The organism is Streptomyces sp. NPDC050997 (assembly GCF_040660135.1).
In the GTDB taxonomy this organism is placed as follows: Bacteria; Actinomycetota; Actinomycetes; order Streptomycetales; family Streptomycetaceae; genus Streptomyces.
Genome location: NZ_JBFAGK010000030.1, coordinates 21,851 through 46,113, shown reverse-complemented (window position 1 = coordinate 46,113; position 24,263 = coordinate 21,851). Strand labels below are relative to the sequence as shown.

The window sequence follows — 24,263 nt, the reverse complement described above, 5'->3', positions numbered from 1 at the left end:
TTCTAAATCCACTTCTGTTACTCACTGACTGCCCCCCCCCCCCCCCCCCCGCGGGGGGGGCCCCCCCCCCCCGGCCCCCCCCACCGCTCAGTCGCTCTCGGACGTCGTCAGGCGCGCTGCCACAGAGCGGGCGTGGCGGCGGGCTGCAGCACTCCCTGCGCCTGGTGGCTCTGCAGACACAGATAGGTGACACCGTTGTACGTCACCCGTGCTCCGGTGTCGTAGACCCGGCCGCTGGCCCACGAACCGTTCGGTTCGGCGGGGGTTGTGGGGGGCTCGGCCTGCGCGGTGTTCGTCTTCAGGACGAGTCCGTAGGTGGTCAGCACCGGGTTGATCGGCTGGTAGAAGGTGGTGCCGCCGGTCGTGCAGTTGCCGGAGCCGCCCGAGAGGACTCCCTGCGCCTGCGCGCCGGAGACGTAGGGGCCGCCCGAGTCGCCCGGCTCGGCACACACCGTCGTCCGCGTGACTCCGGTGATGGTGCCCTCCGAGTAGGTGACGCTGGTGTCGTGCTGCTGGATCGTGCCGCAGTGCCAGCCGGTGGTCGATCCGGAGCGGCAGACCGCGGCGCCGACCAGGGCCTGCGCCGAGCCGGCTACCTCAATGTTCTGGTCGCCGGCTCCCTTGACGTAGGGCGTGGCGGTCCAGTCGCTGTTGGCGGCGACCCACGACATGTCGCGGCCGGGGAAGACGGAGCCCTGGAAGGCGCCCTGCGCCACCTTGTTGAAGCCGGTGGTCGTGTCCCCCGTGCTGCCGCAGTGCCCCGCGCTGACGAAGCCCTGGCGCTCCGCCTTGGTGACGGCGAAGCCGACGGAGCAGCGGGCGGTGTCCTTGATGTAGTAGGCGTCGCCGCCCCGGATGTCGTACAGGGCCCGCGGTTGTTCCGCCGACACCTTCACGTCCACCAGTTTGGCGTCGATTCCGGCCATGGCGACGAGAGCGTCCGCGGCGGCCCGGCTGGTGGCCTGGAGCGTCACGCGGTTGGTGCGCACGTCGACGTAGCGGACCGGTGTCTTCTGGGCGGTGCCGGCGGTGATGGCGCGGTCCAGCTGCGACTTGGCGACCCTGAGTTCCTTCAGACGGTTCTTGACGACCGCGGCCTTCGCTCCTCCGGCCTCGATGGCGGCGGTGTCCGCGGCGTCGGTGGTCGCGACGGTGAGGTCGGCGGAGGTCGCGCCCTGCACCCAGGCGCCCGCGAAGCGCTTACCCAGGGCGATCTGCAGCCGTCCCGCCCGGGCGCCTGCCTCGGCCTCGTTCTCCAGTCGGGTCCGGGCCTGAGCGTCCGTCAGTCGCAGATCGTCCCGCAGCGCGCGCAGCATCTCGGGCGCCGGCTTGTCGGCTCCGAGTGTCCGCGCGGCCGAGGGCGCGTCCACCGCCGGTACGGGGGACACGGCGGCCGACGCCTCGGGCAGTTGGGTCAACACCAGGGCGCCGAGCGCGGTCACGGCGGCGCAGGCCGCTGCGATGTGTCGGTTGGGCATACACGTCTCCTTGATCTCAGGGGAAAAACGCCTCGAAGCAGAGCCTTTGCCGCAAGCCGGGCGGATGATGTCCCGCGTGCGCCGGTTCCGCGTATCGGACGACATGGGGAACCCGCCCGGCGCAACGGGACGCCTCTCACGCGGGCTTGAGTCCCGGGTCGCCGGCCTCGGTCACGAAGGACGCGGCCGTGGTGATTCCGGCGCCCGGAGTCGTCACGGCCGGGACGGTCCTGAAGTCGGCGCGTGCCGTCTGCCTCCCGAGCTCGACCCGTGCGTAGCCGCGCCGGCCGTTGGCGAACCTCAGGTGCGGATTGGCCCGCATGTAGGTGTCCCAGTTGGGGGGCTGCTCAGCACCGTCCTGGCCGCTCGCGACGGAGGTGGCGGCGATCTCCGTACCCAGGGTCCTGGACGCCGGGTCGTCGAACGCGTCCTTGATGTCGAAGGCGTAGCTCACATGGACGTCACCTGTGAGCACCATCAGGTTCTCGACTCCGGCCGACTTCGCTCCGGCGAGGATCCGGCCGCGGGAGGCGCGGTAGCCGTCCCAGGCGTCCATGGACACCAGTGCCTGGGCGTTGAGGTCCAGCCTGCGCTGGGAGAAGCAGACCTGTTGGGGCATCACGTTCCACAGCGCGTCCGCGGACCGCCACCCGTCGATCAGCCAGTTCTCCTGCGTCTTCCCCGTCATGGTGCGGGAGGGATCGTCCGACTCGGGTCCGGGTACGTGCAGAGTGTCGCCGTACGCCTGGTCGGAGCGGTACTGGCGGGTGTCGAGCACGTCGAACTGGGCGAGGGTGCCCCAGTGGAGCCGGCGGTAGAGCCGCAGGTCGGGTCCGACGGGCATCTGGGCGCCGCGCAGGGGCTGGTTCTCCCAGTACGCGCGGTAGGCGGCGGCTCGGCGCAGCAGGAACTCCTGGGCGGGGCTCCCGTGCTCGTCGACGGTGCCCGCGTAGTTGTTCTCGGTCTCGTGGTCGTCCCAGGTGACGACGAACGGATGCGCGGCGTGGACCGCCCGCAGGTCCGGGTCGCTCTTGTACAGGGCGTACCGCAGCCGGTAGTCCTCCAGCGTGAGGGTCTCGCGGTTGAAGACGTCGGGAAGGGTGCCGCTGGGGTAGCGGCGGGCGCCGCCGGAGGAGTTGACGGCGTACTCGTACAGGTAGTCGCCGAGATGGAAGACCACGTCGACGTCGTCCTGGGCGAGATGCCGGTGAGCGGTGAAGTAACCGTCGTGGTAGGCCTGGCAGGACACTGCGGCGAACGTCATCGTGGTGGCGGCAGCGGTACGGGCGGGGGCCGTGCGGGTGCGGCCCGTCTCGCTGATCCAGCTTCCGGTGCGGAAGCGGTAGTAGTACTCGCGGCCCGGGTCGAGGCCATCGACCTCGATGTGCACGGTGTGGTTGTACTCGGGGAACGCGGTGCCGACGCCGTCGCGGACGACGACGGCGAACAGCTCGTCCTGGGCCACCTCCCATTGCACCGTGGCGGCGAGTCCGCCCATTCCGCCGCCCGGCTCGAACGGGGAGGGTGCCAGCCGGGTCCACAGCACCACCGAGTTGGGCAGTGGGTCTCCGGAGGCGACCCCCAGGGTGAACGGGTCGTCGGCGAGCTTGGCGGTGTCCAGTTTTCCGACGGCGGCCGCGCCCGCGGCCGGGACGTTGGTGGCGAAGGCCAGCGCGGCCGCCGCGGCGGTGAGGGAGAGGAATCGGCGGCGCCCGAAGTGACGGGCGGCGGCCCGCAGTTCGCGGTCTACAGAGCTCATGGGGTCCTGGTCCACGGTCGGCGGTGCGTAGGCATGCCGGTTCCACGAGCCCGAACCGACACATAGCGGACGTGCGGATCCTAAGGAGACAAAGATCGAAATCCCGACCATCACACGGCTCGCTAGGCCACCCGTGGGGCGGCGCGCGTCATCGCGTACGGCCGTGGACCGACGCGCTTATTGACATGCACTCGTCGCAGGCGCAACGTTGAGAGCGCTCTCAGATAGGTATGGACCAACCTCGTTCCCCCCACGGAGGTGGAGAGTGCTCGAAAGACTCAAACCCCGGCTGCTGCCCCTGACCATGGCGGCCGCGCTGCTTGGATCGCTGCTCGCGTTCGCGGCGCCCTCGTCCGCCAGGGCGGCGGTACCGGAGACGATCCCGCTGAAGCTGGCCAACAACTCCGGCCTGGGCCAGCCGGTGTACGTCTACACCATCGGTACGTCACTGACGACCGGCCAGCAGGGCTGGGCCGACGCGAACGGCACGTTCCACGCCTGGCCCGCCGGAGGCATTCCGCCCGTGCCGGCGCCCGACGCGTCGATTCCCGGGCCGGCGGCGGGTCAGACGAAGACGATCCGGATCCCCAAGCTCTCGGGCCGGATCTACTTCTCGTACGGGCAGAAGCTCGTCTTCAAGCTGACGACCGGCGGTCTGGTGCAGCCGGCCGTGCAGAATCCGAGCGACCCCAACCGCGACATCCTCTTCAACTGGTCGGAGTACACGCTCAACGACTCCGGTCTGTGGCTCAACAGCACACAGGTCGACATGTTCTCCGCCCCCTACGCGGTCGGCGTCCAGCGCGCCGACGGCAGCACCGTGAACACGGGACACCTGAAATCGGGTGGGTACAACGCCGTGTTCAGCGCGCTGCGGGCGCAGTCGGGCGGCTGGGCGGGGCTGGTACAGACCCGCTCCGACGGCACCGTCCTGCGCGCCCTCTCCCCCGGCCACGGTATGGAGAGCGGGGCGCTGCCCGCCGCGGTGCTCGACAATTACATCAACCGGGTCTGGCAGAAGTACGCCACCGCGACCCTGACGGTGACGCCCTTCGCCGACCAGCCCGCCACCAAGTACTACGGCCGGGTGTCGGGCAACGTCATGAACTTCACCAACGGCGCCGGAGCGGTCGTCACCACCTTCCAGAAGCCCGACGCCGACAGCGTCTTCGGCTGCCACAAGCTGCTCGACGCGCCCAACGACGCGGTGCGCGGGCCGATCTCCCGCACGCTGTGCGCGGGGTTCAACCGGTCCACGCTGCTCGTCAACGCCAACCAGCCCGACACCTCGGCGGCGAACTTCTACCAGGACTCGGTGACCAACCACTACGCCCGGACCATCCATGGGCAGATGGCCGACGGCAAGGCGTACGCGTTCGCCTTCGACGACGTCGGTCAGCACGAGTCGCTCGTCCACGACGGCAGTCCGCAGCAGGCGTATCTGACCCTGGATCCGTTCAGCTAGACCGTCGTCCTGATCAACAGGCCGTGGGGGCACCGCCGTCATCGCGGAGGCGTGCCAGGTTGCGCTCCAGCAGCGCCGTGGATTCGGCGACCCCCACGCCCCCTTCCTCCGCCACCGGCGCGAGCCGGCCGTCGGCCGCCTTCAGCTCGGTGAGCGCCGCGTCGATCGCCCGGTGTGCCGCGAACAGACAGGGCGTGCTGTAGATCGCCATGTCGACGCCCAGTTCGGACAGCTCGGACAGCGAGAGGCGCGGGGATTTTCCGCCCGCGATCTGGTTGAACAGCACGGGCTTGTCGCCGACCACGTCACGGATCCGGCGGATCCACTCCACGCTGCGGACCCCGTCCACCAGCACCACGTCGGCGGCGGTCGCGGCAAGGGACTTCGCCCGCAGCAGGATGTCCTCCTCCTCGGTGGCGTCCGTGCGGGCGACCACGACCAGGTCACGGCGGGTGGCGAGGACCGCCGCCAGCTTGTCCAGGTACTCCTCCAGCGGCAGCACCTGTTTGCCGTCCGCGTGCCCGCAGCGGCGCGGGCGCTTCTGGTCCTCCAGGATCACTCCGGAGGCCCCGATCCGTTCGAGGTTCTCCACCACATGGCAGGCCACCTCGGTGTCGACATAGCCGTCGTCGATGTCGACCAGCAGGTCGTGCCGAGGGAAGGCGCCGCGCAACCGCTGGACGAACGCCACCATGTCCGGCCAGGCGAGGAACCCGATGTCCGGCAGGCCGTAGTGGGACGCGGCGAAACCGAACCCGGAGACGAACATCCCGTCGTAGTGCCGCGCCGCGAGGGACGCGGAGTACATGTCGTGGACGCCGATCAGCGGGGTGGTCCCCGGTGCGGCGATCCGGTGGCGCAGAGTGCTCCCGTACGTCAACGTGTGGCTCCTCCTCGGGCGCGGTGCCCGGTGTCGTGCGGCGGTCGGACGTGCGGGGGCCGCCGCCACTCGGTGGCCCTTCGCCGACGCCGGATGATTGAGACGCCAGATGATTCACGGGCCCGGCCGCCGGGCGCGCGTTCGGACCGGGCGCGCTCACTCGCCCGGCGTAGCGCATTCACCGCAGAAACGTCACTCGACCGTGGGCGCGCGCATGGAGTACGTGTGGCCCCGTTTCCCGGGACGATCGTTATGATGGCGCGCATCGCTCAAACGAACATTCATGCGCTCGGGAGGCCTCGTGCGGGAGCCGGTCGATCTCAGGCATCAGCGGATCGTGGCCGCGGTGGAGGGGCGGGGCACCGCCCGGGTCAGTGATCTCGCCGCCGAGCTGCGGGTGTCGGTGGTGACGATGCGCCGGGACGTGGAGGACCTGGCCCGCGCGGGCAGGCTGCGCCGCGGACACGGCGTGGTCCACTCGACCCGGCCCGCACAGCACTTGCCCGCACAGCACCTGCCCGACAGCGGCGGCACCCGCACCGGCACCCCGGCCCCGGACGGGGACACGGTGGCGGTGGTCGTACCGGAGCGGCACTCGTACCTGTACGAGACCCTGCACGGCGCGCGCACGGTGCTCGCGGAGGCCGGCCTGCGTATCGCGCTGCACATCGCGCCCCAGACCGCCGGAGCGGAGCGCCCGTTGGCGGAGCGGGCGCTCGCGGCCGGCGCACGGGGGCTGCTGCTGGCGCCCCGGTGGCGCACCCCCGCGGTCGAGGAGGCCGACTACGGATGGCTCGCCGCGCTGGAGGTGCCGGCGGTGCTGATGGAGCGGCGGCCACGGGCGGGCAGCGCCCTGCACGCCCTGGACTCGGTGTGTTCGGACCACTGGTACGGCGCGCATCTCGCGGTGGAGCACCTGGTGGCGCTCGGCCACCGGCGGATCGTGTTCGCGACCCGGGACGACAGCCCCACCGCGCGGAGCCTGCGGGCCGCGTTCACCGAGATCGCCGGGGAGCATCCCCTGGTCGAGGAGTGGGCGTGGGCGCTGAGTTCGCCGGGGGTCGGCAAGGACGGGCCGTACACGGCGCACGAGACGGCGGACGTTCCCGCGCTGCTGCGCAAGCTCGGTGCGACGGCGGCGGTGCTGCACAGTGACGTGGACGCGCTGATGGTCGCCCAGCAGTTGGCGGAGAACGGCGTGCGGGTGCCGGAGGACTGCTCGGTGGTGGCGTACGACGACGTGCTCGCCGGGCTCGGCACCATCCCGCTCACCGCCGTGGCCCCGCCCAAGGCCGAGGTCGGGCGGGTGGCCGCGGAGTTGTTGTCGCAGCGCCTGAAGAGCGGGCACGGCACCGGGTCGCCAGTGCGCCGTGTCCAGTTGTTGCCGTCGCTCACGGTGCGGGGCTCGACGCGGCAGCCGATAGCCCCGTAGGAATGAGCGTTTGACCGCTTTATTTTCTTCTGATCGATCTATTGACCGTTTGCGGTCGGCGCGATGAGGATTCCCGTGTCCCGAACCGCCGTGTCCCACCGACACGCAGAGCCGCGGGAGGCGCCATGCTCGGTCGGCCCAGTCGCCGATCCGTGCTCGCCGCGACGGCCGCCGTACCTCTGTCAGGAGCCGTGAGCGCCTGCAGCGGGACGTCGGATTCCTCGTCGCGCAGCACGGGCAAGACCACGCGCGTCACGTTCTGGTCCGCCCTGCGCGGCAGCCAGGAGGTGGTCGACGCCTTCAACAAGACCCACGACAGCGTCCAGGTCGACTTCCAGCAGATCCCCTCCGGAACCCAGGGCGGCTACGCGAAACTCAGCAACGCGGCCCGGGCCGGCAACGCCCCCGACGTCGCCACCATCGAGTACCCGCAGATCCCCGGGTTCGCCATCGACGGTGTCGCCCGCGACATCACCGACCTGGTCGGCGACGGTCTGCGCGGCAAGCTGCTGCCGCAGGCGCTCGGGCTGACCACCTTCCAGGGACGGGTGTTCAGCGTCCCGCTGGACGTCGAGCCCATGGTGATGCACTACCGCGCCGACCTGTTCGACCGTTTCGGCCTCCAGGTCCCCGGCACCTGGGACGAGTTCGCCGAACTGGCCCGCACGGTGCGCCGCGAGGCGCCCGGCCGGCGGCTGGTGCTCTTCCCCACCGACGGGGGGACCCAGTTCGCCGCCTACTCCTGGCAGGCGGGCGCCCGGTGGTTCGACACCGGCAAGGGTGCCTGGAACGTCTCCCTCGCCGACGCGCCCACCCGGCGCGTGGCCGCGTACTGGCAACAACTCATCGACCGCGACGACGTGTTCGTGAACGCCGCGGACAGCAGACAGTCCGACGCGCAGATCGCCGAGGGGCTGGCGCTCACCCGGCTCAGCGGCGCCTGGGACGCCGGCGCGCAGATGAACGCGCGCCCGGAGCAGAAGGGCCAGTGGCGGATCGCGCCGCTGCCGCAGTGGGACACCGGGCGCCCGCAGGTCGGCACGCACGGCGGCTCGACGTTCGCCATCACCAAGGACAGCCGGGTGCCCGAGGCCGCGATGGAGTTCATCGAGTGGCAGGTGTCCCATCCGGACTCGCTGCGCGCCCGTCTGTCCAGCGGAGCCAGCAGCCAGTACCCGGCCGCCTCCGCGCTCGTCGCCGTGGGACGCGAGGCGTTCGACCGCTCCTACTACGGCGGCCAGGACATCTACGCCCTCTTCCAGCAGGAGGCCGAGAAGATCCGGGACGGCTGGGTGTGGGGGCCGCGGATGACCGCCACTCTGAAGGTCATGCAGGACAACTTCGCCCGCGTCAGCGGCGGCCAGGGCTCCCTCGTCGCATCCGTGCGCGCGGCCCAGGACGGCACCATGCCCGACCTCAAGGCCCTGGGCCTGTCCACCACCCAGCACAGCACCTGAGCCGCCCGAAAGGCAGGTGAACTCCCCATGACCGCGACCACCACCCAGCCCCCGTTGCCCGCCTCAGCGCCACCGAGCGCCGCACCGGCCGTCGACCGGCGCGCCCGCAAGGCTGCCCGCCGTCGCCAACTCACCGCCTGCGGCGTGCTGATGACGCCCTTCTTCGCCCTGCTGGTCACCGTCTTCTTGATCCCCGTCGGTACCGCCGTCTACCTGAGCTTCTACAGCGACGACCAGCCCGGCCTCGGCTTCGGCCCCGAACGCACCGTCTTCGTGGGCCTGCGCAGCTACGGGGCGGTCCTGACCGACCCGACGTTCCTCGGCGGTCTCGGCACCGTCGCCCTGTACTGCCTGATCTACATCCCGCTCATGGTCGTCGGCGCGCTCGCCCTGGCCCTGCTGCTGGACTCCGGTGCCGTGAAGCTGCGCGCCTGGGCGCAGTTGGGGCTGTTCCTGCCGCACGCGGTGCCCGGCATCATCGCCGCCCTGATCTGGCTGTACCTGTACACGCCCGGAATCAGCCCGGTCATCGACCTGTTCGCCCGCGCGGACATCACGATCGACCTCCTGGGCGTGCACACCGTGATCCCGTCCATCGTGAACATCGCCCTGTGGAGCAACCTCGGCTACAACATGGTGGTCTTCTACGCCGCTCTCCAGGCCGTGCCCCGTGAGGTGATCGAGGCGTCCGTGGTCGACGGTGCCGGGCCGGTGCGTACGGCGTTGCAGGTCAAGACGCCGCTGGTGCGGGCCTCGATCGTGATGGTCGCGATGTTCACCCTGATCTGGGCGTTGCAGCTGTTCACCGAGCCGATGCTGCTCAGCCAGTCCTCCCCGATGATCAACTCCCGGTTCTCGCCGAGCATGTACATCTACGACGCGGCGTTCACCCGCAACAACTACGGCCTGGCGGCGGCCGCCTCGGTCGTCCTGCTGCTGTGCACGATCGCCCTGTCCTACGGCGTCACCCGCTGGACCAGCCGTGCCGACGCCCAGGAGGTCCGATGAGCGCCACAGACAGAACCCTGCCGCGCCCGCGACTGCTGGGCCGTACGACGGTCAATGCCGTCGTCCTCATCTCCGTTCTCTACACCCTGCTGCCCGCGCTGTGGCTGGTGCTCGCCGCGTCGAAGAGCCGGGACGCGCTGTTCGGCAGTGACCTGCTGTCGCTGAGCGACTTCTCCTTCGCGCAGAACCTGCGCGACCTGTTCGCCATTGACGGCGGCCAGTACGGGCGCTGGTATCTCAACAGCCTGCTGTACGCGGTGCTGGGCGCCGGAGTCGGCGCACTGGTGAGCGTCGCGTGCGGCTACGCCTTCGACAAGTACCGCTTCCGCCACAAGGAGAAGATGTTCGGCCTGGTGCTCGCGGCGGTCATGGTCCCGCAGACGGTTCTCGCGCTGCCGCTGTATCTGATGGCGTCGCGGGCGGGGCTGGTCAACACCTTCTGGGCGGTGTTCATCCCGGTCCTGTTCAACCCGTTCGGCGTCTACCTCGGCCGGATCTTCAGCCAGGGCTACGTCCCCGACGAGGTGCTGGAGGCAGCCCGCATGGACGGCGCGGGCGAGCTGACCGCCTATGTGCGGGTGGCGCTGCGGATGCTCGGGCCGGGGCTGGTCACGGTGTTCCTGTTCCAGCTCACGGCGATCTGGAACAACTTCTTCCTGCCCATGGTGATGCTGTCCGACCAGGACCTGTATCCCGTCAGCCTGGGCCTGTACCAGTGGAACAGCTCGGCGACCGTCTCGCCCGAGTACTACCCGGTGGTGATCATGGGCTCGCTGCTCGCCGTCCTGCCGCTCGTCCTCGCGTTCGTCCTGCTCCAGCGTTTCTGGCGCGGCGGGCTGACCGCGGGAGCCGTCAAGTGAGCGCCCCGGGGCCGGGGTTCCGCCCGCGGGCCGCCCTGGCGATGTCCCAGGACGCCGCCCGGGCCGTCCTCGATCCCGCCTCGCTCGACGCCCTTGCCCGGATCTGCGATCTCGCCCCGCTTCCGGTCCTCCACGACCTGAGCACACCGCGCGCGCACGAGGTGCTCGCCGACGTGGATCTGCTGGTGACCGGCTGGGGCTGTCCTGAGCTGGACGCGTCGGTGCTGCGGGCCGCGCCCCGGTTGCGGGCCGTGGCGCACACGGCGGGCAGCGTGCGCGGCCATGTCACCGACGCGTGCTGGGAGCGCGGCATCGAGGTGTCCTCCGCCGCCGCGGCCAACGCCGTGCCGGTGGCCGAGTACACCCTCGCGATGATCCTGCTCACCGGCAAGCACGTGCTGGAACGGGCCCGGGACTACCGCACCTCGAAGCGGCGCGCGAACTGGCTGCGGACACCCGGCGAAGTCGGCAACTACCGCCGCACGGTGGGCATTCTGTCGGCCTCGCTCGTGGGCCGCCGGGTCATCGAACTGCTGCGTCCGCACGATGTCGAGGTGCTGCTCCACGACCCGTACGTCTTGGGCCCGGAGGCGGCCGAACTCGGTGTCCGGCGCGTGGAGTTGGCGGAGCTGTTCACCCGCTGCGACACCGTCAGCGTGCACACCCCGTTGCTGCCCGCGACCCGCGGTCTTGTGAGCCGTACGCTGATCGACTCCATGCCGGACGACGCGGTGCTGATCAACACCTCGCGCGGTGCCGTCGTCGACCAGGAGGCGCTCACGGACGCCCTCCTGGACGGTCGGGTCCGAGCCGTCCTGGACGTCACCGATCCCGAGGTGCTTCCGCCCGACCACCCGTTGTGGACCTGCGAGAACGCGCTCATCACCCCGCACCTGGCCGGCTCCGAGGGCAACGAGTGGCGCCGGCTGGCCGATCACACGCTCGCCGAGATCGAACGGTGGGCCTCCGGCGCCGGATTCCGGCATCCCGTACGACGCGAAAGGCTGGCCTTCCTGGCATGAGCATCCCCTTCGAACTGCCCGCGGAGGACCGCGAGTCCAGCCCGTACACCGGCTACACCCGAGCCCACTGGGAAGCGGTGGCCGACGGGCTGCTGACGTCGGCGTGGCGCTGGGCCACACCCGGCGGCGCGCTGCTCGACCTGCCCGGCCGGCCCTCACGTTCGGGGGTGCGCTCCGACGGACTGGAGGGCTACGCCCGGACGTTCCTCGCCGCCGCCTTCCGGGTGGCGGGCGCCGGTGGCGACGATCCGCACGGCTGGCTGGACCGCTACGCGCACGGCCTCGCCGCCGGCACCCGCACCCCCGGCCGCGAGGACACCGAGTCCTGGCCGCTGATCCTCGATCACGATGTGCAGGGCCAGCCCATGGTCGAGTCGGCGTCGGTGGCGCTGGGGCTGCGGCTGACGGCCCCCTGGCTGTGGAAGCACCTCGACGGCGACGTGCAGGACCGGGCCGAGGAGTGGCTGCGCGGGGCGCTGCGGCACACTCCGGCGCCGAACAACTGGTACCTGTTCCCCTTCACCGTCGCCGGGTTCCTGGAGTCCGTCGGCCGGGGCGACGCCGAGACGGCGGCCGTGCGGGAACGCGCGCTGGAGCTGATGGAGACCTGGTACCGGGGCGAGGGCTGGTACGCCGACGGCGACGGACGCGCCTTCGACCACTACAACGGCTGGGCGCTGCATCTGTATCCGGTGCTCGACGCGCACCTGGGCGGCGACACGGAACGGTCCGCGCGCTACGGCCCCCGCCTGCGCGCCCACCTGGAGGGGTTCGCGCTGATGTTCGGCGCGGACGGGGCGCCGCTGCACTTCGGCCGTTCCCTGTCCTACCGGTTCGCGGCCTCGGCGGCCGTCGGCCTGGGCGCCCTGACCGGGGACACCCCGCTCTCCCCCGGCACCTCCCGACGGCTGGCGAGCGGCAGCCTGCGGTACTTCCTGCGGCGCGGCGCGCTGACCGACGACGGTCTGCTGAGCCTGGGCTGGTGCGGCCCGCACGAGGCGACGCTGCAGTCGTACTCGGGCCCCGCCTCGCCCTACTGGGCGTCGAAGGCGTTCGTGTCGCTGCTGGCGCCCGCGGACCATCCGCTGTGGACGGCCCGCGAGGAGGCCGCGCCCGTCGAGGAGGCCGACCGGGTGCTCGCCCTGCCGTCGCCGGGTCTGCTCGTTCAGGCGACGCGCGCCGACGGGATCGTACGACTGCACAACCACGGCAGCGACCATGTGCGCCCGCACGAGGCGGAGGACCCCGCGGCCGACGACCCGCACTACGGACGTCAGGCCTACTCGACCCGCACCGGGCCGACCGCGACCGGGAACATCGCCGACAACCATCTGTCGTTGGAGGTGGCCGGCCGGCGCAGCGTGCGGCGGCGGATCCATCCGCTCGGCGCGGGGCAGGGCGACGGGTGGGGCTGGGCGGCGTCGTGGCATCTGCCCGTGTTCGCCGGTGGGCCGCCCATGGTGCCGGGGCTGCGGGTGGAGAGCGTGACGGTGGCTCACGGGCCGTACGAACTGCGGGTGCACCGGGTGGTCGGGGCTCCGGCCGGAACCCGCGTGACGCAGACCGGGTGGGCCACCGGTCCCGAGGAGGAGGACCTGGTGTCGACGCTGTACGGCCCGCACGGGTGGAGCGTGTCCGCCGAGCCGGCCCGCGCCCCGCAGGGCACCGCGTACACGCCCTGGGCGCGGGTGCCGCGGCTGGTGGGCCGGGCCGAGGGCACCACGGTGCATGTCTGTGTCGCGCTGCTGACCGGCGGGACGGCACCGGGTGACCCGGCTCAGGCCGTCACGTCCGTGACGGTCGACGGTGCCGAGGTCGAGGTGGGATGGGGCGCGGCCGCGGGCGGGGCGCGGACCCTGATCTCGTTCGAGCCGCTGCGGGTGTCGCACGATCCGATGTGACGGGAGGTGCGGGCGCCGGCCGGGCGATTCCGCGCGGCCGGTGCGGCCCGGCCGCCTCACTCGCTCACTCGGCGGGCGCCTTGATGATGTCGCCCTTCTCGTTGATGGTGTGCGTGCTCCAGTACTCGTCCCACTTGTCGCCGACGTGCTCGGGGACCTTGCCCTCCGGGTAGCGGACGTATCCCTTGGGCGGCTCCTCGCCGTTGGTCACGCACGCGCCGCCGGTGCTGCCCACCGTCAGGACCGGGTACTCGCCGCCGCCGCACTGGGCGTCCTCCATGGAGCAGCCGGTCAGCATCGCGGCGGTCACACCGGCCAGCGCGAGGCCCCACACGGTCCGCGTCCGGCGCCCGCTGATCACGCGCGAGGTGGGGCGAACTCGGTTGTTCGTACGCACTTTGACTCCTCTGGGTGGCTTGTGGGACCAGCCTGCGGGAGGTGCGAGAACCGATCATGAGTACGGGTACTCAGATGCGCCGGGTCGGCCTACCCAAGTCGGCGTCGGCCCAGAAGTCGGCCGAGGAGCAGGGGACTTCGCGGACCACGAGCGGGTGCGCCACAGGGACAGAGACATGGCGCCCCCACTCGTGCTCCCGTTTCCCGCCGCACGTCAGGACGCCGAGCACGCCCCCAGTGCCGGAGTCGCCGTGCTGCCGTTCTTCATCACCGTGAACCCGAAGCTCGTCGACGCCCCGGCGGCCAGCGTGCCGTTGCCGTTGGGCTTCATGGTCATGGTGTTGCCCGTGCTGTCCCAGGTGGGCGTGCCGTTCCAGGTGGCGGAGACCTTCTGCGGGGAGGTCACGGTGACGGTCGTGGTCCACGTGCTGATCGCCGAACCGCCCGCCGTGACGGTCACCTTGCCGTTGAAGCGGTCGCTCCACTCCTCCTGCTTGCTGTAGGAGACGGTGCACGCCGCCGTACCGCCACCGCCCGAACTCGAGCCGCCGAGCGCCGTGAGGACGGACGTGTAGGCGGACTTCTTGGCGTAGTTGCCGTCGAACAGCAGCGGTGTGCCACTGGCACGCCAGGAGTACTTGTCGGTGACGCCCCACACCGTGATGCCGGTACAGCGCGACACGGCCAGGCAGGCCTTCACGACGTTGCCGTAGCTGGTGGCCTGGGCGGTGCCGGAACCCTCGATGTCCAGCTCGGTGATCTGGACGTCGACCCCGAGGTCGGCGAAACGCTGGAGGTTGGCCTGGTAGTCGGCGGGCACCGGGGAGGCGCTGTTGAAGTGGGACTGGAAGCCCACGCAGTCGATCGGGACACCGCGCGCCTTGAAGTCCTTGACCAGGTTGTAGACCGCGTTGCTCTTCGCGTTGACACCGTCGGTGTTGTAGTCGTTGTAGCAGAGCTTGGCGGCCGGGTCCGCGGCGCGCGCGGTGCGGAACGCCTCCTCGATGAAGCCGTTGCCGAGCTTGTCCTGGAACGGCGAGCTGCGCCGGGCGCCGCTGCTGCCGTCCTGGAAGGCCTCGTTGACGACGTCCCAGGAGTGGATCTTGCCCTTGTAGTGCTGCATGACCTGGGTGATGTGGTTGTTCATCGCCGTTCTGAGGTCCGCGGCGGCCAGCGTGCCGACCCAGCCGGGGAGTTGGGAGTGCCACACCAGGGTGTGGCCGCGGATCTTCATGCCCTTGCTCTGCGCGTGGCTGACGATCTGGTCGGCCGAGCCGAAGGAGAAGGAGCCCCGGGTGCCCTCGACGGCGTCCCACTTCATCTCGTTCTCGGGCGTCACGGAGCTGAACTCGGTGTCCAGTGTGGAGACGTACGCTGCCTCGCCCAGGTGGTTCGCGGCGACCGCGGCGCCGAAGTAGCGGCCCTTGCCGGCCGCCGCGGAGCCCAGGGTGCTGGCGGCGTCCGCCGTGCCGGACAGGGCGCCGACGCCGGTGGCGGCGAGCAGGCCGGCCAGGCCCAGGGTTCCGATGGACATGCGGGTGACCATCTCGTCCCCTTTCTTCCTGTTGTTGAGGTCATGACACTTCGAAACTTTCGGACTTGACTCCGAAGAGTGCGAGAGACGTTACGACCGGCTCCTCACACCGTCAACGCCTCACGCACGGGCCATTCACAGTTGTCTCAAGAAGGCCGATCGAGAACGTTATTCGCTCTTGGTTACGAAAGTTTCGACGGGCTCTCCGTCGCCCGGACACCGACTGTGCGCTGCCTGTACGTCGCTTGTCACGCCCGGACGAAGCCTCGCCCCTCGACACTCACCTCAGGCAAACACCACCCCGATCCACCCGGTCCCCGCCCGAGTCGCTGCCATATTCGAAGGCGACTTCGGAGGTGGCTGTGACGACTGAGGCGACAACGTCCGAGGCACGGCAGACCGCGTCGTACGTGCCCGACGGCACCGCCGACCGCATCGCCGACCTGGAACGGCGTCGGGCGCGGGCGGTGTCCCCGGGCGGGGCCAGAAGACGCGGGGAGTTCGACGCCCGGGAGCGGATCGACCGGCTGGTGGACGCAGGTTCGTTCACCGAGACAGGGCTGTTCGTCCGGGCCCGGTCCGCCGGGGACGGGGCCCGCCGGCCGCACGGCGACGGGGTGGTCACCGGGACCGGCACCGTCGACGGCCGCCCGGTCTGTGTGTTCGCCCAGGATTCCGGCGTCTTCGGCGGCAGCATGGGCGAGGCGTTCGGCGAGAAGACCATCGCCCTGATGGACCTCGCCCTGAAGACCGGCTGCCCGGTCGTCGGACTCAATGACGGCGGCGGCGCCCGGATCCAGGAGGGCGTCGCCTCCCTCGCCCGCTACGCCGAACTGGTCCACCGCAACGTGCGCGCGTCCGGAGTGATCCCGCAGATCTCGGTGGTGCTCGGGCCGTGCGCGGGCGGGGCCGCCTACTCGCCCGCGATCACCGACTTCACGGTGATGGTGGACGGGGCCTCGCACATGTTCGTCACCGGTCCCGACGTCATCGAGACGGTCACCGGCGAACGCGCCACCGCCGAGGAACTGGGCGGCGCGCACACCAGCAACACCGTCAACGGCAACGCCCACTTCCTCGCCGCCGACGAGGAGGACGCCCTCGACACCGTGCGCGACCTGCTGTCGTACCTGCCCCCCAACAACCTGGAGCGGCCCCCGGAGTACGCCCCGGCCCCGCCGAACGCCGACGGTGTGCCGCTCGACGAGGTCGTCCCCGACCGGCTCGGGCAGGCGTACGACATGCGCGACGTGCTGCGGGCGGTCGTCGACGACGGTGAACTCCTCGATGTCCAGGAGCTGTTCGCGCCGAACATCATCTGCGCCCTGGCCCGCGTGGAGGGGCGTTCGGTCGGGGTCGTCGCCAACCAGCCGCTGCACGCGGCCGGGGTCCTCGACATCGACGCCTCCGAGAAGGCCGCGCGGTTCGTGCGGTTCTGCGACGCCTTCGGGATCCCGCTGCTGACCTTCGCCGACGTCCCCGGCTACCTCTCGGGCGTCCGCCAGGAGCGGGGCGGCATCATCCGGCGCGGCGCCAAGCTGCTGTACGCGTATGCCGAGGCGACCGTTCCCAAGGTCACCGTGGTGGTGCGCAAGGCGTACGGCGGCGGGTACGCCGTGATGGGCTCCAAACACCTGGGCGCCGACGTCAACCTCGCCTGGCCCACCGCGCGGATCGCCGTGATGGGAGCCGAGGGCGCGGTGGGCCTTCTGCACCGGCGCGAACTCGCCGCCGCCGACGATCCCGAGGCGCTGCGCGCGCGGCTCGTGGCCACCTACGAGAGCACCCACGGCACCCCCTATCTCGCCGCCGAACGCGGCTACGTCGACGCCGTCATCGCGCCGCGCGAGACCCGCGACCAGGTCTGCCGGGCCCTGCGCACCCTGCACGGCAAACGCGCGCCGATGCCGCAACGCCGGCACGGCAACATCCCGCTCTGACCGGCCCCACCGGCCCAACTGGCCTACTTGCACCACCCGTTCACATGGTCCCGCCCGACCGACCCGCGCCACCCGCGAGCCGCCCCGCGACGTGAGGAGCCACGCCACCCATGGACAGCCGCCGCCCCCCGCTCGCGCCCCCGTGCCGGACCCTGCCGGAGTACGTGCGGCACTGGGCCGAGACCACCCCCGAACGCCGGGCGTTCACCTTCGTCGACCATCCCGCCCCGCACTCGCGCGGCGTGCACCGCACCCTGACCTGGCGCCGCCTGGACGTACGCGTACGAGCCTTGGCCGCACGGCTCGCCGCCCAGGCCGAACCCGGGGCGCGGGTCGCCCTGCTGTGCCCGCAGGGCACCGAGTACGTCACCGGGTTCCTGGCGACGCTGGCGGCCGGGCTGGTCGCCGTACCGCTGTATCCGCCGAGCCTGCCGGGGCACGCCGACCGGCTGTCGGGGGTGCTGGCCGACGCGACGCCCACGGTCGTGGTGACCACCAGCCGCGCCCGGGCGGAGGTCCGGGACTTCTGCGACCGCGCCACGGTACGGGTCGTCACCGTGGACGACGTGCCCGACTCCGCCGCCGGGGACCGGCGTCCGGTCGCGGTGGACGAGGACGCGATCGCCTATCTGCAGTACACCTCGGGGTCGACCCGGGCGCCGGCGGGCGTGGAGATCACCCACGGGAACGTCGTCGCCAACGCCTGGCAGGCACTGGCCGCCTACGGTGCCGACACACGTCCGGTGACCTGCGTGGGGTGGCTGCCGCTGTACCACGACATGGGGCTCGTGCTGAGCGTCGCCGCTCCCGTCGCCCGCGGGGTGCCGTCGGTGCTGATGGACCCGGCCGCGTTCCTGCACCAGCCGTCGCGCTGGCTGCGACTGCTCGCCGCACATCCGCACGCGATCAGTGCCGCGCCCAACTTCGCCTACGACTACTGCGCCTCGGCCGTCACCGCCGAGCAGAAGGCCGAGCTGCGGCTGGACGGGATCGCCGCGCTGATCAACGGGAGCGAGCCGGTGCGCCCCGGCACCGTCGACCGCTTCCACGCCGCCTTCGCCGCGCAGGGACTCGCCGCGGACACCCACTGCCCGTCGTACGGGCTGGCCGAGGCGACCGTGTTCGTCAGCGCCGCCCGGCCCGGCGAGCCCTTGCGCCGGCTCGCCCTCGACCGGGACGCCCTCGCCTCCGGAAAGGCCCTGCCCGCCCGCCCGGACGACCCGAGAGCCGTCCTGCTCGCGGGCTGCGGCACCCCGGCCGGCCAACGGCTGCGCGTCACCGACCCGGCGACCGGCGCGGTCCTGTCCGAGGGGGAGATCGGGGAGATCCGGGTGCAGGGCCCCAACATCGGTCGGGGCTACTGGAACCGGGCCACCGAGAGCCGCCGCGTCTTCGGCACCGGGCCCGCCGAGCCTGCCGAGCCTGCCGACCGGACCGAGCCGATCGGGTCCGCCGACCCGGCGGCCGGGGGCGGCCGGTGGCTGCGCACGGGCGATCTGGGAACGGTGCTGGACGGTCAACTGGTCGTCACCGGGCGGCTGAAGGACCTCATCGTCGTCGACGGGCGCAATCACTACCCGCAGGACATCGAGGCCACCGTCATGGACACGCATCCGGCCGTGCGCAGGGACCGGCTCGCCGCCTTCTCCGTCCCGGGACCGACCGCCGAGCGGGTCGTGGTGGTGGCCGAGCACACCCGGTCCACCGACGTGGCCGAGATCGACGTACCGGCCCTGGTGCGTGCCGTGCGCGGGGCGGTCTCCACCCGGCACGGGCTGCGGCTCGCCGACATCGTGCTCGTGCCACCGGGGACCGTGCCCCGGACGTCCAGCGGGAAGGTGTCCCGGGCGTTGACCCGGGCGCGCCATCTGGCGGGCGAATACACCGGGGCCGCCGGGACGCCCGAGGTCGCGGGATGAAGGCCGTCGGCGAGGCCGCGCTGCGCCGCCTGATCGCCGAGCGGGTGGCCGCCTGGAACGACATGTCCGTCGGGTCCGTCCCGATGGACCGTCCGCTCGCGGACCTCGGCATGTCCTCCCGGGACGCGGTCGCCCTGGCCGGGGAGTTCAGTTACGTCCTCGGCCGCGAACTGCCGTCGACACTGCTGTGGGAGACACCGACCGGCGACGCCCTGGTGGCGCGTCTGTGCGGCGGGGCGGAGGAAGCCGCTCCGGTCCCCGTGGACGACCGGTCGGCGCCCGGCCGGCCCGGCGAGCCCTACGAGCCCGTCGCGGTCGTCGGGGTCGGCTGCCGGCTGCCCGGCGCGGTGCGCGGGCCCGCCGACTACTGGCGGCTGCTGAGCGAGGGCACCGACGCGATCCGCCGGGTACCCGAGGACCGGTGGCGCGACTTCACCCCGTTCCCGCCCGCCGACGTGCCCGCGTACGGCGGCTATCTCGACGACATCGCCGGGTTCGACGCGGACTTCTTCCACATCACCCCGCGTGAGGCCGCCGTGATGGACCCTCAGCAGCGGATCCTCCTGGAGGTGGTCCATGAGGCGCTCGCCCACGCGGCCGTCCCGGCCGCCTCCCTCGCCGGTACCGCCACCGGTGTCTTCGTCGGGATCTCCGCTCCGGAGTACGGGCAGCTCACCGGCGCCGACCCGACCGCCGTCGATCCCTGGGCGCCGGCCGGCGCCGCCCTCAGCGTGGCGGCGGGGCGGCTCGCCTACGTCCTGGACACACGAGGTCCGAGCATGGCCGTGGACACCGCCTGTTCCTCCTCGCTGGTCGCCGTGCACCACGCCTGCGTCAGTCTGCGCACGGGCGAGAGCGACACGGCGATCGCGGCCGGCGTCAACCTGCTGCTCTCCCCCGCGGTCACCGTGGCGTTCCAGCGAGCGGGAGCGCTGGCGCCGGACGGCCGGTGCAAGCCGTTCTCGGCCGCGGCCGACGGCATCGGCCGCGGCGAGGGCTGTGCGGCCGTCCTGCTGAAGCGGCTGTCGGACGCCGAGCGGGACGGCGACCGCGTGCTGGCGGTCATCCGCGCCACCGCCGTCAACTCCGACGGCCGTTCCGGCGGCCTGATGGCACCCAACCCGGCCGCCCAGCGGGCCGTGTTGAGCACCGCGTACGCGCGGGCCGGCCTCGCCGCGGCGTCCGTCGACTACGTCGAGGCGCACGGCACCGGCACCCCACTCGGCGACCCCATCGAGGCCGGCGCGCTCGACGCCGTGCTCGGCCGGGGCCGCGACCCCGACCAGCCGCTGCTGGTCGGCTCCGCGAAGGGCAACCTGGGCCATCTGGAGTCGGCGGCGGGCCTCGCGGGCCTGGTGAAGACGGTGCTCGCCCTGCATCACGACCGCATCCCGCCCTCCCTGCACTGCGCGGACGGCAGCACCCTGGGCGACAGCCGGCTGCGGGTGGTGACGGAGACCGAGCCGTGGCCCCGCTACGGCGGCACGGCCACCGCCGGCGTCTCCGGCTTCGGGTTCGGCGGCACCAACGCCCATGCGGTACTGGAGGAATGGCGGCCCGGCGCGCTGGTGCCCGACGCGGGCGGGGACCCCGTCGCCCATCTGTTCCCGCTGTCCGACGTGGACGCCGAACGTGTCCGCGACACCGCGGCCCGGCTCTCCGACTGGCTGCACACGCCCGACGGCGGCACCGCTCGCCTCGCCGACATGGCCCGCACCCTCGCCGGACGCACCGGCCGCGGGCGGGCACGCGCCGCCGTGACGGCCCGTGACCGGGCCGAACTCGCGGACGCCCTGGGCGCGTTGGCACGGCAGCGGCCCCACGCACGGGTCGTCACGGGCGAGCGCGAGCTCGTCGGACGCGGCCCGGTGTGGGTGTTTTCCGGGTACGGCAGCCAGTGGGCCGGCATGGGACGGCGACTGCTGGCGGAGGAGCCCGCGTTCGCCGCCGCCGTGGAGAAACTGGATCCGCAGCTCGCCGCGGAGTGCGGGCTGTCGCTGTACGACCACCTGGCGACCGGCGCCGACCTCGACCGCCTCGAGGTGGCCCAGCCCGTCCTGTTCGGGCTTCAGGTGGCGCTCGCCGAGTTGTGGCGGTCCCGGGGCGTGGAGCCCGTCGCGGTGATCGGCCATTCCCTGGGCGAGGTGGCCGCCGCCGTGTGCGCGGGCGCCCTGGACGTGCCGGACGCGGCCCGGATCGTCGCCGTACGCGCCCGGCTGCTCAGCGGGTTGAGCGGGGGTGCGATGGCCGTGGCGGACGTACCGGACGACGAACTGGACGGCCTGCGCCGGGACTTCCCGGGCGTGCATGTCGCTGTGCACTCCTCGCCCCGGCAGAAGGTGGTGACCGGGCAGGAACCCGAAGTCGCCGCGTTCGTACGATGGTTGGAGGAGCGGGGCCGGGCCGCCCGGGTCATGCGGGTGGTCGGCGCGGGACACTCACCGCAGGTCGACGCGCTGCTGCCGGAACTGACCGAGGCCCTGGCCGGGCTGCGGGGGCGGCCGCCGCGCGTTCCCGTCTACTCCACCGTCCTGGACGATCCGCGCGGCGAGTCCCGCTTCGACGCCGCCCACTGGGCCGCCAACCTGCGCCGGCCCGTACGTCTGGACCGGGCGGTGGCGGCGGCCGCCGAGGACGGTCACAGCGCGTTCGTCGAGATCTCCCCGCACCCGGTCCTCGGGCAGGCCGTCGTGGACACCGTCGCGGACGCGCTCGTCGTCAGCACCCTGCGCCGGGGCGCCGACGACTCGGCCGCGTTCACCGCACAGCTCGGCACCCTGTACACCGCGGGGCTGCGGCTGCCCGTGCCGTCCGGCCGGGTGATCGACGTGCCCGCCCCGCGCTGGCGGCATGTGCGGCACTGGTGGACGGACGGCGTCCGTGACCGCCGTACCGAGCCGACCGGCACGCCGCCTCCTCCGGCGCGGATCACGCCGAAGTCCGACCCCGGCTCCGGCTCCGGCTCCGTCGTGGAGCGGCTGCGCCATCACGTCGCCGCCGTCACCGGGCACCCGTCGGCGCGCATCACGCCCGGCACGGTGTGGGCGGATCTCGGTCTGGACTCGCTCATGGCGGTCCGGATCCGGGCGGCCGTGCAGTGCGAGTTCGGGATCGAGCTGTCCCTGCGCGACCTGCTCGCCTCCCCGACCGTCGCGGAGACGGCCGACCGGATCCGGCGCGTCCTCCCGTCGCCGGCGACATCCCCGACGGCGGCTTCTGTGGCGTCTTCGGCGACGGCTTCGGACTCGGCTTCGGATTCGCTTTCGGATGCGGCTTCGGATGCGGCTTCGGCTTCACTTTCCGCTCCGGCTTCCGCTACGGCTTCCGCTCCGGCTTCGGATTCGGCTTCACTTTCGGCTTCGGTGACGGACGCGGGCTCCCCGCTGCGGGTGCTGCGCGGCATCGGTTCCCGGCCTCCCCTCTTCCTCTTCCACGCCGCCGGCGGCTCGACCGACGTCTACCGGCGACTCACCGAACGGCTCGGGGACGACCGGCCGGTGTTCGGGCTGGAGCGGCAGGAGGAGACCGGCACGGTGGCGGACAAGGCACGCCGGTGTGCCGAGGCCATCTCCGCCGCGCATCCCGACGGCCCCTGTCTGCTGGGCGGTTGGTCCTTCGGCGGCTTCGTCGCCCAGGAGACCGCACGGCAGCTGACCGCCGCCGGGCGGGACGTCGACCTGGTGGTGCTCATCGACTCCGTACGGCCCCTCCCCCGGCCCGGCCACACCCCGGCCGACCGGATCCGCGCCCACCTCACCGGGTTCGCCCGGCACGTCGGCGACACCTACGGCGTCCCGCTGGAGCTGCCGTACGACGATCTCGTGGCCCTGGACGACGACGGCGAGCGCATCGACGCCGTGCTGAGGGCCGTGCGCGAGGTCGCCGACGTGCCGTCCGCCGCGCTGGAGCACCAGCGGTCCTCCTATCTGGACCTGCGGATCGGCGAGGCCCACCGGCCGGGCCGGTACGACGGGCGGGTGGTGCTGTACCGGGCCCTCGGAGCAGCACCGCACACCGTGCGCGACCCGGCGTACGAACGCGAGGACAAGGCGCTGGGCTGGGACGAGGTGTGCCCGCGTCTGGAGGTCGTCCCGGTAGCCGGACACCATCTGTCGCTGCTCGATCCGCCGCACGTCGACGAGATCGCCGTACATCTGCGGCGGGTGCTCGCCGAGCCGACCCGCTGAACCGGACCCCGCGCGGCCCGGCCGCGACGGGAACCCCGAGCCGGAACCCTAGGAGCCGCCATGTCCCACCTCTCCGCCCCCGTGCCCCGACGCACCATCACCAAGGCAGCGGCCGCCGCCGGGCTCGCCGTCCTGTTCGGAGCCGGGCGCGCCCGGGCCGCGACCCAGGTCGGGCCACGCACCCTGGACGTGTCCGTGTCCTCCGCGGCGCTGGGCCGCAGCGCGCCCGTGCGGCTGATCCTGCCGTCGTCGTTCGACACCCAGACGAACCAGACGTATCCGGTCCTGTACCTGCTGCACGGCGCCCACGACGACTACACCTCCTGGACCCGGGAGACCGACATCGAGGCGTTCACCCAGGGCCGCGACCTGATCGTGGCGATGCCGGACGCCGGCCCCACCGGGATCCCGACCGCCTGGCGCGACGGGCCCGACTACGAGACGTTCCAGCTGGAGGAGGTGCCCGCACTGCTGCGCCGCGACTACCGGGCCTCGGGGGTGCGGGCGGTGGCCGGGGTCTCCACCGGCGGGTACGGGGCGATGGCGCACGCGGCCCGGCACCCCGGCGTGTTCGGCGCCGCGGCCTCCTACAGCGGCATCCTCGACACCACCGCGCCCGGCGTGCCGCCCATCATGGACACCATCGTGACCCGCGAGAACCTGACGCCCGCCTCGCTCTGGGGCAACCCGATCCTGAACCTCCTCACCTGGCAGAACTTCAACCCGCGCGCCCGCGCCCAGGGCCTGCGCGGCACCGCCCTGTACGTCTCCAACGGCAGCGGAATCGGGGGCGGCGGCGGTGACCCGCTGCCCGGGATCCTGGAGAGCGCGCTGTGGCCCTCCGCGCATCTGTTCACCGGGGCGCTGGCCGTCCTCGGCATTTCGGTGACGACGCACTTCTACTCCGGCGGAGGGCACGACTGGGCGTACTGGAAGCCGGAGTTCGCCGCGTCGTGGCCGATGCTCGCCCGTGCGCTGGGGCTCCCCGAGTGATGTCGGAGCCATGGGGGCACGGAACGGAGCGC

Annotated in this window: 16 protein-coding genes; 11 read left to right on the top strand and 5 right to left on the bottom strand. The window is 72.2% G+C overall.

All coding sequences use genetic code 11. The features are described from left to right. Nucleotides 1-107: 107 nt before the first annotated feature. The gene (locus AB0H86_RS40315; RefSeq protein ID WP_362450519.1) at nt 108-1,478 is read right to left on the bottom strand and encodes a trypsin-like serine protease; all 1,371 of its coding nucleotides are present in this window, start codon (nt 1,476-1,478) and stop codon (nt 108-110) included. 136 nt (nt 1,479-1,614) lie between these two features. Further along, entirely contained in the window at nt 1,615-3,237 is a 1,623-nt protein-coding gene (locus AB0H86_RS40310; RefSeq protein WP_362450516.1) for an alkaline phosphatase D family protein, read from the bottom strand. Between the two features lie 265 nt (nt 3,238-3,502). Between AB0H86_RS40310 and AB0H86_RS40305 the strand changes: the two genes are divergently transcribed. Then, nucleotides 3,503-4,702, top strand: a complete 1,200-nt coding sequence (locus AB0H86_RS40305) for a glycoside hydrolase family 64 protein (protein ID WP_362450514.1) — start codon at nt 3,503-3,505, stop codon at nt 4,700-4,702. Nucleotides 4,703-4,715: 13 nt separating this feature from the next. Here the strand turns inward: AB0H86_RS40305 and AB0H86_RS40300 are convergent, their stop codons facing one another. Further along, on the bottom strand, nt 4,716-5,582 hold the full coding sequence (locus AB0H86_RS40300) for an isocitrate lyase/PEP mutase family protein (protein WP_362450512.1): 867 nt from the start codon (nt 5,580-5,582) through the stop codon (nt 4,716-4,718). 301 nt (nt 5,583-5,883) lie between these two features. Here AB0H86_RS40300 and AB0H86_RS40295 point away from each other — a divergent pair, with 301 nt between their 5' ends. The 6 genes from AB0H86_RS40295 to AB0H86_RS40270 all read left to right on the top strand — a co-directional run bounded on the left by AB0H86_RS40295 (nt 5,884) and on the right by AB0H86_RS40270 (nt 13,262). Continuing rightward, a complete protein-coding gene (locus tag AB0H86_RS40295) occupies nt 5,884-7,014 on the top strand; it encodes a substrate-binding domain-containing protein (RefSeq protein WP_362450632.1) in 1,131 nt (376 codons plus the stop codon). Nucleotides 7,015-7,139: 125 nt separating this feature from the next. Beyond that, complete coding sequence (locus AB0H86_RS40290) at nt 7,140-8,471, top strand: extracellular solute-binding protein (protein WP_362450510.1); 1,332 nt, start codon at nt 7,140-7,142, stop codon at nt 8,469-8,471. Nucleotides 8,472-8,498: 27 nt separating this feature from the next. After that, the gene (locus tag AB0H86_RS40285) at nt 8,499-9,479 is read left to right on the top strand and encodes a sugar ABC transporter permease (RefSeq protein ID WP_362450508.1); all 981 of its coding nucleotides are present in this window, start codon (nt 8,499-8,501) and stop codon (nt 9,477-9,479) included. Beyond that, complete coding sequence (locus tag AB0H86_RS40280) at nt 9,476-10,339, top strand: carbohydrate ABC transporter permease (RefSeq protein ID WP_362450506.1); 864 nt, start codon at nt 9,476-9,478, stop codon at nt 10,337-10,339. The genes AB0H86_RS40285 and AB0H86_RS40280 overlap by 4 nt, the downstream gene beginning before the upstream one ends. Before the next feature lie 41 nt (nt 10,340-10,380). Continuing rightward, nucleotides 10,381-11,361, top strand: coding sequence for a hydroxyacid dehydrogenase (locus AB0H86_RS40275; RefSeq protein ID WP_362450629.1), 981 nt, complete (start codon nt 10,381-10,383; stop codon nt 11,359-11,361). Continuing rightward, nucleotides 11,358-13,262: a DUF2264 domain-containing protein gene (locus tag AB0H86_RS40270; RefSeq protein ID WP_362450505.1), complete on the top strand. Its 1,905-nt coding sequence runs from the start codon at nt 11,358-11,360 to the stop codon at nt 13,260-13,262. Before AB0H86_RS40275 ends, AB0H86_RS40270 begins: the two co-directional genes overlap by 4 nt. Nucleotides 13,263-13,326: 64 nt before the next feature. Here the strand turns inward: AB0H86_RS40270 and AB0H86_RS40265 are convergent, their stop codons facing one another. Continuing rightward, the gene (locus AB0H86_RS40265) at nt 13,327-13,560 is read right to left on the bottom strand and encodes a hypothetical protein (protein ID WP_362450627.1); all 234 of its coding nucleotides are present in this window, start codon (nt 13,558-13,560) and stop codon (nt 13,327-13,329) included. Nucleotides 13,561-13,872: 312 nt separating this feature from the next. Further along, nucleotides 13,873-15,192 (bottom strand): endo-1,4-beta-xylanase, encoded by a 1,320-nt coding sequence (locus AB0H86_RS40260; RefSeq protein WP_362450503.1) that lies wholly within the window; start codon nt 15,190-15,192, stop codon nt 13,873-13,875. 356 nt (nt 15,193-15,548) lie between these two features. On the opposite strand from AB0H86_RS40260, the gene AB0H86_RS40255 reads away from it, so the two are divergent. From AB0H86_RS40255 to AB0H86_RS40240, 4 genes are all read left to right on the top strand, one after another. Beyond that, entirely contained in the window at nt 15,549-17,132 is a 1,584-nt protein-coding gene (locus AB0H86_RS40255) for an acyl-CoA carboxylase subunit beta (protein WP_362450501.1), read from the top strand. Between the two features lie 110 nt (nt 17,133-17,242). Then, on the top strand, nt 17,243-19,051 hold the full coding sequence (locus AB0H86_RS40250; protein WP_362450499.1) for a fatty acyl-AMP ligase: 1,809 nt from the start codon (nt 17,243-17,245) through the stop codon (nt 19,049-19,051). Beyond that, a complete protein-coding gene (locus AB0H86_RS40245; RefSeq protein WP_362450497.1) occupies nt 19,048-23,238 on the top strand; it encodes a type I polyketide synthase in 4,191 nt (1,396 codons plus the stop codon). Before AB0H86_RS40250 ends, AB0H86_RS40245 begins: the two co-directional genes overlap by 4 nt. Nucleotides 23,239-23,298: 60 nt before the next feature. Next, the gene (locus AB0H86_RS40240) at nt 23,299-24,231 is read left to right on the top strand and encodes an alpha/beta hydrolase family protein (RefSeq protein ID WP_362450494.1); all 933 of its coding nucleotides are present in this window, start codon (nt 23,299-23,301) and stop codon (nt 24,229-24,231) included. The last annotated feature ends 32 nt before the right edge of the window (nt 24,232-24,263 follow it).

Coding starts and splice junctions, on each gene's coding strand:
- AB0H86_RS40315 (WP_362450519.1), bottom strand. CDS start 1,478: ATGCCCAACCGACACATCGCAGCGGCCTGCGCCGCCGTGACCGCGCTC.
- AB0H86_RS40310 (WP_362450516.1), bottom strand. CDS start 3,237: ATGAGCTCTGTAGACCGCGAACTGCGGGCCGCCGCCCGTCACTTCGGG.
- AB0H86_RS40290 (WP_362450510.1), top strand. CDS start 7,140: ATGCTCGGTCGGCCCAGTCGCCGATCCGTGCTCGCCGCGACGGCCGCC.
- AB0H86_RS40285 (WP_362450508.1), top strand. CDS start 8,499: ATGACCGCGACCACCACCCAGCCCCCGTTGCCCGCCTCAGCGCCACCG.
- AB0H86_RS40280 (WP_362450506.1), top strand. CDS start 9,476: ATGAGCGCCACAGACAGAACCCTGCCGCGCCCGCGACTGCTGGGCCGT.
- AB0H86_RS40275 (WP_362450629.1), top strand. CDS start 10,381: ATGTCCCAGGACGCCGCCCGGGCCGTCCTCGATCCCGCCTCGCTCGAC.
- AB0H86_RS40270 (WP_362450505.1), top strand. CDS start 11,358: ATGAGCATCCCCTTCGAACTGCCCGCGGAGGACCGCGAGTCCAGCCCG.
- AB0H86_RS40265 (WP_362450627.1), bottom strand. CDS start 13,560: ATGCTGACCGGCTGCTCCATGGAGGACGCCCAGTGCGGCGGCGGCGAG.
- AB0H86_RS40260 (WP_362450503.1), bottom strand. CDS start 15,192: ATGTCCATCGGAACCCTGGGCCTGGCCGGCCTGCTCGCCGCCACCGGC.
- AB0H86_RS40250 (WP_362450499.1), top strand. CDS start 17,243: ATGGACAGCCGCCGCCCCCCGCTCGCGCCCCCGTGCCGGACCCTGCCG.
- AB0H86_RS40245 (WP_362450497.1), top strand. CDS start 19,048: ATGAAGGCCGTCGGCGAGGCCGCGCTGCGCCGCCTGATCGCCGAGCGG.
- AB0H86_RS40240 (WP_362450494.1), top strand. CDS start 23,299: ATGTCCCACCTCTCCGCCCCCGTGCCCCGACGCACCATCACCAAGGCA.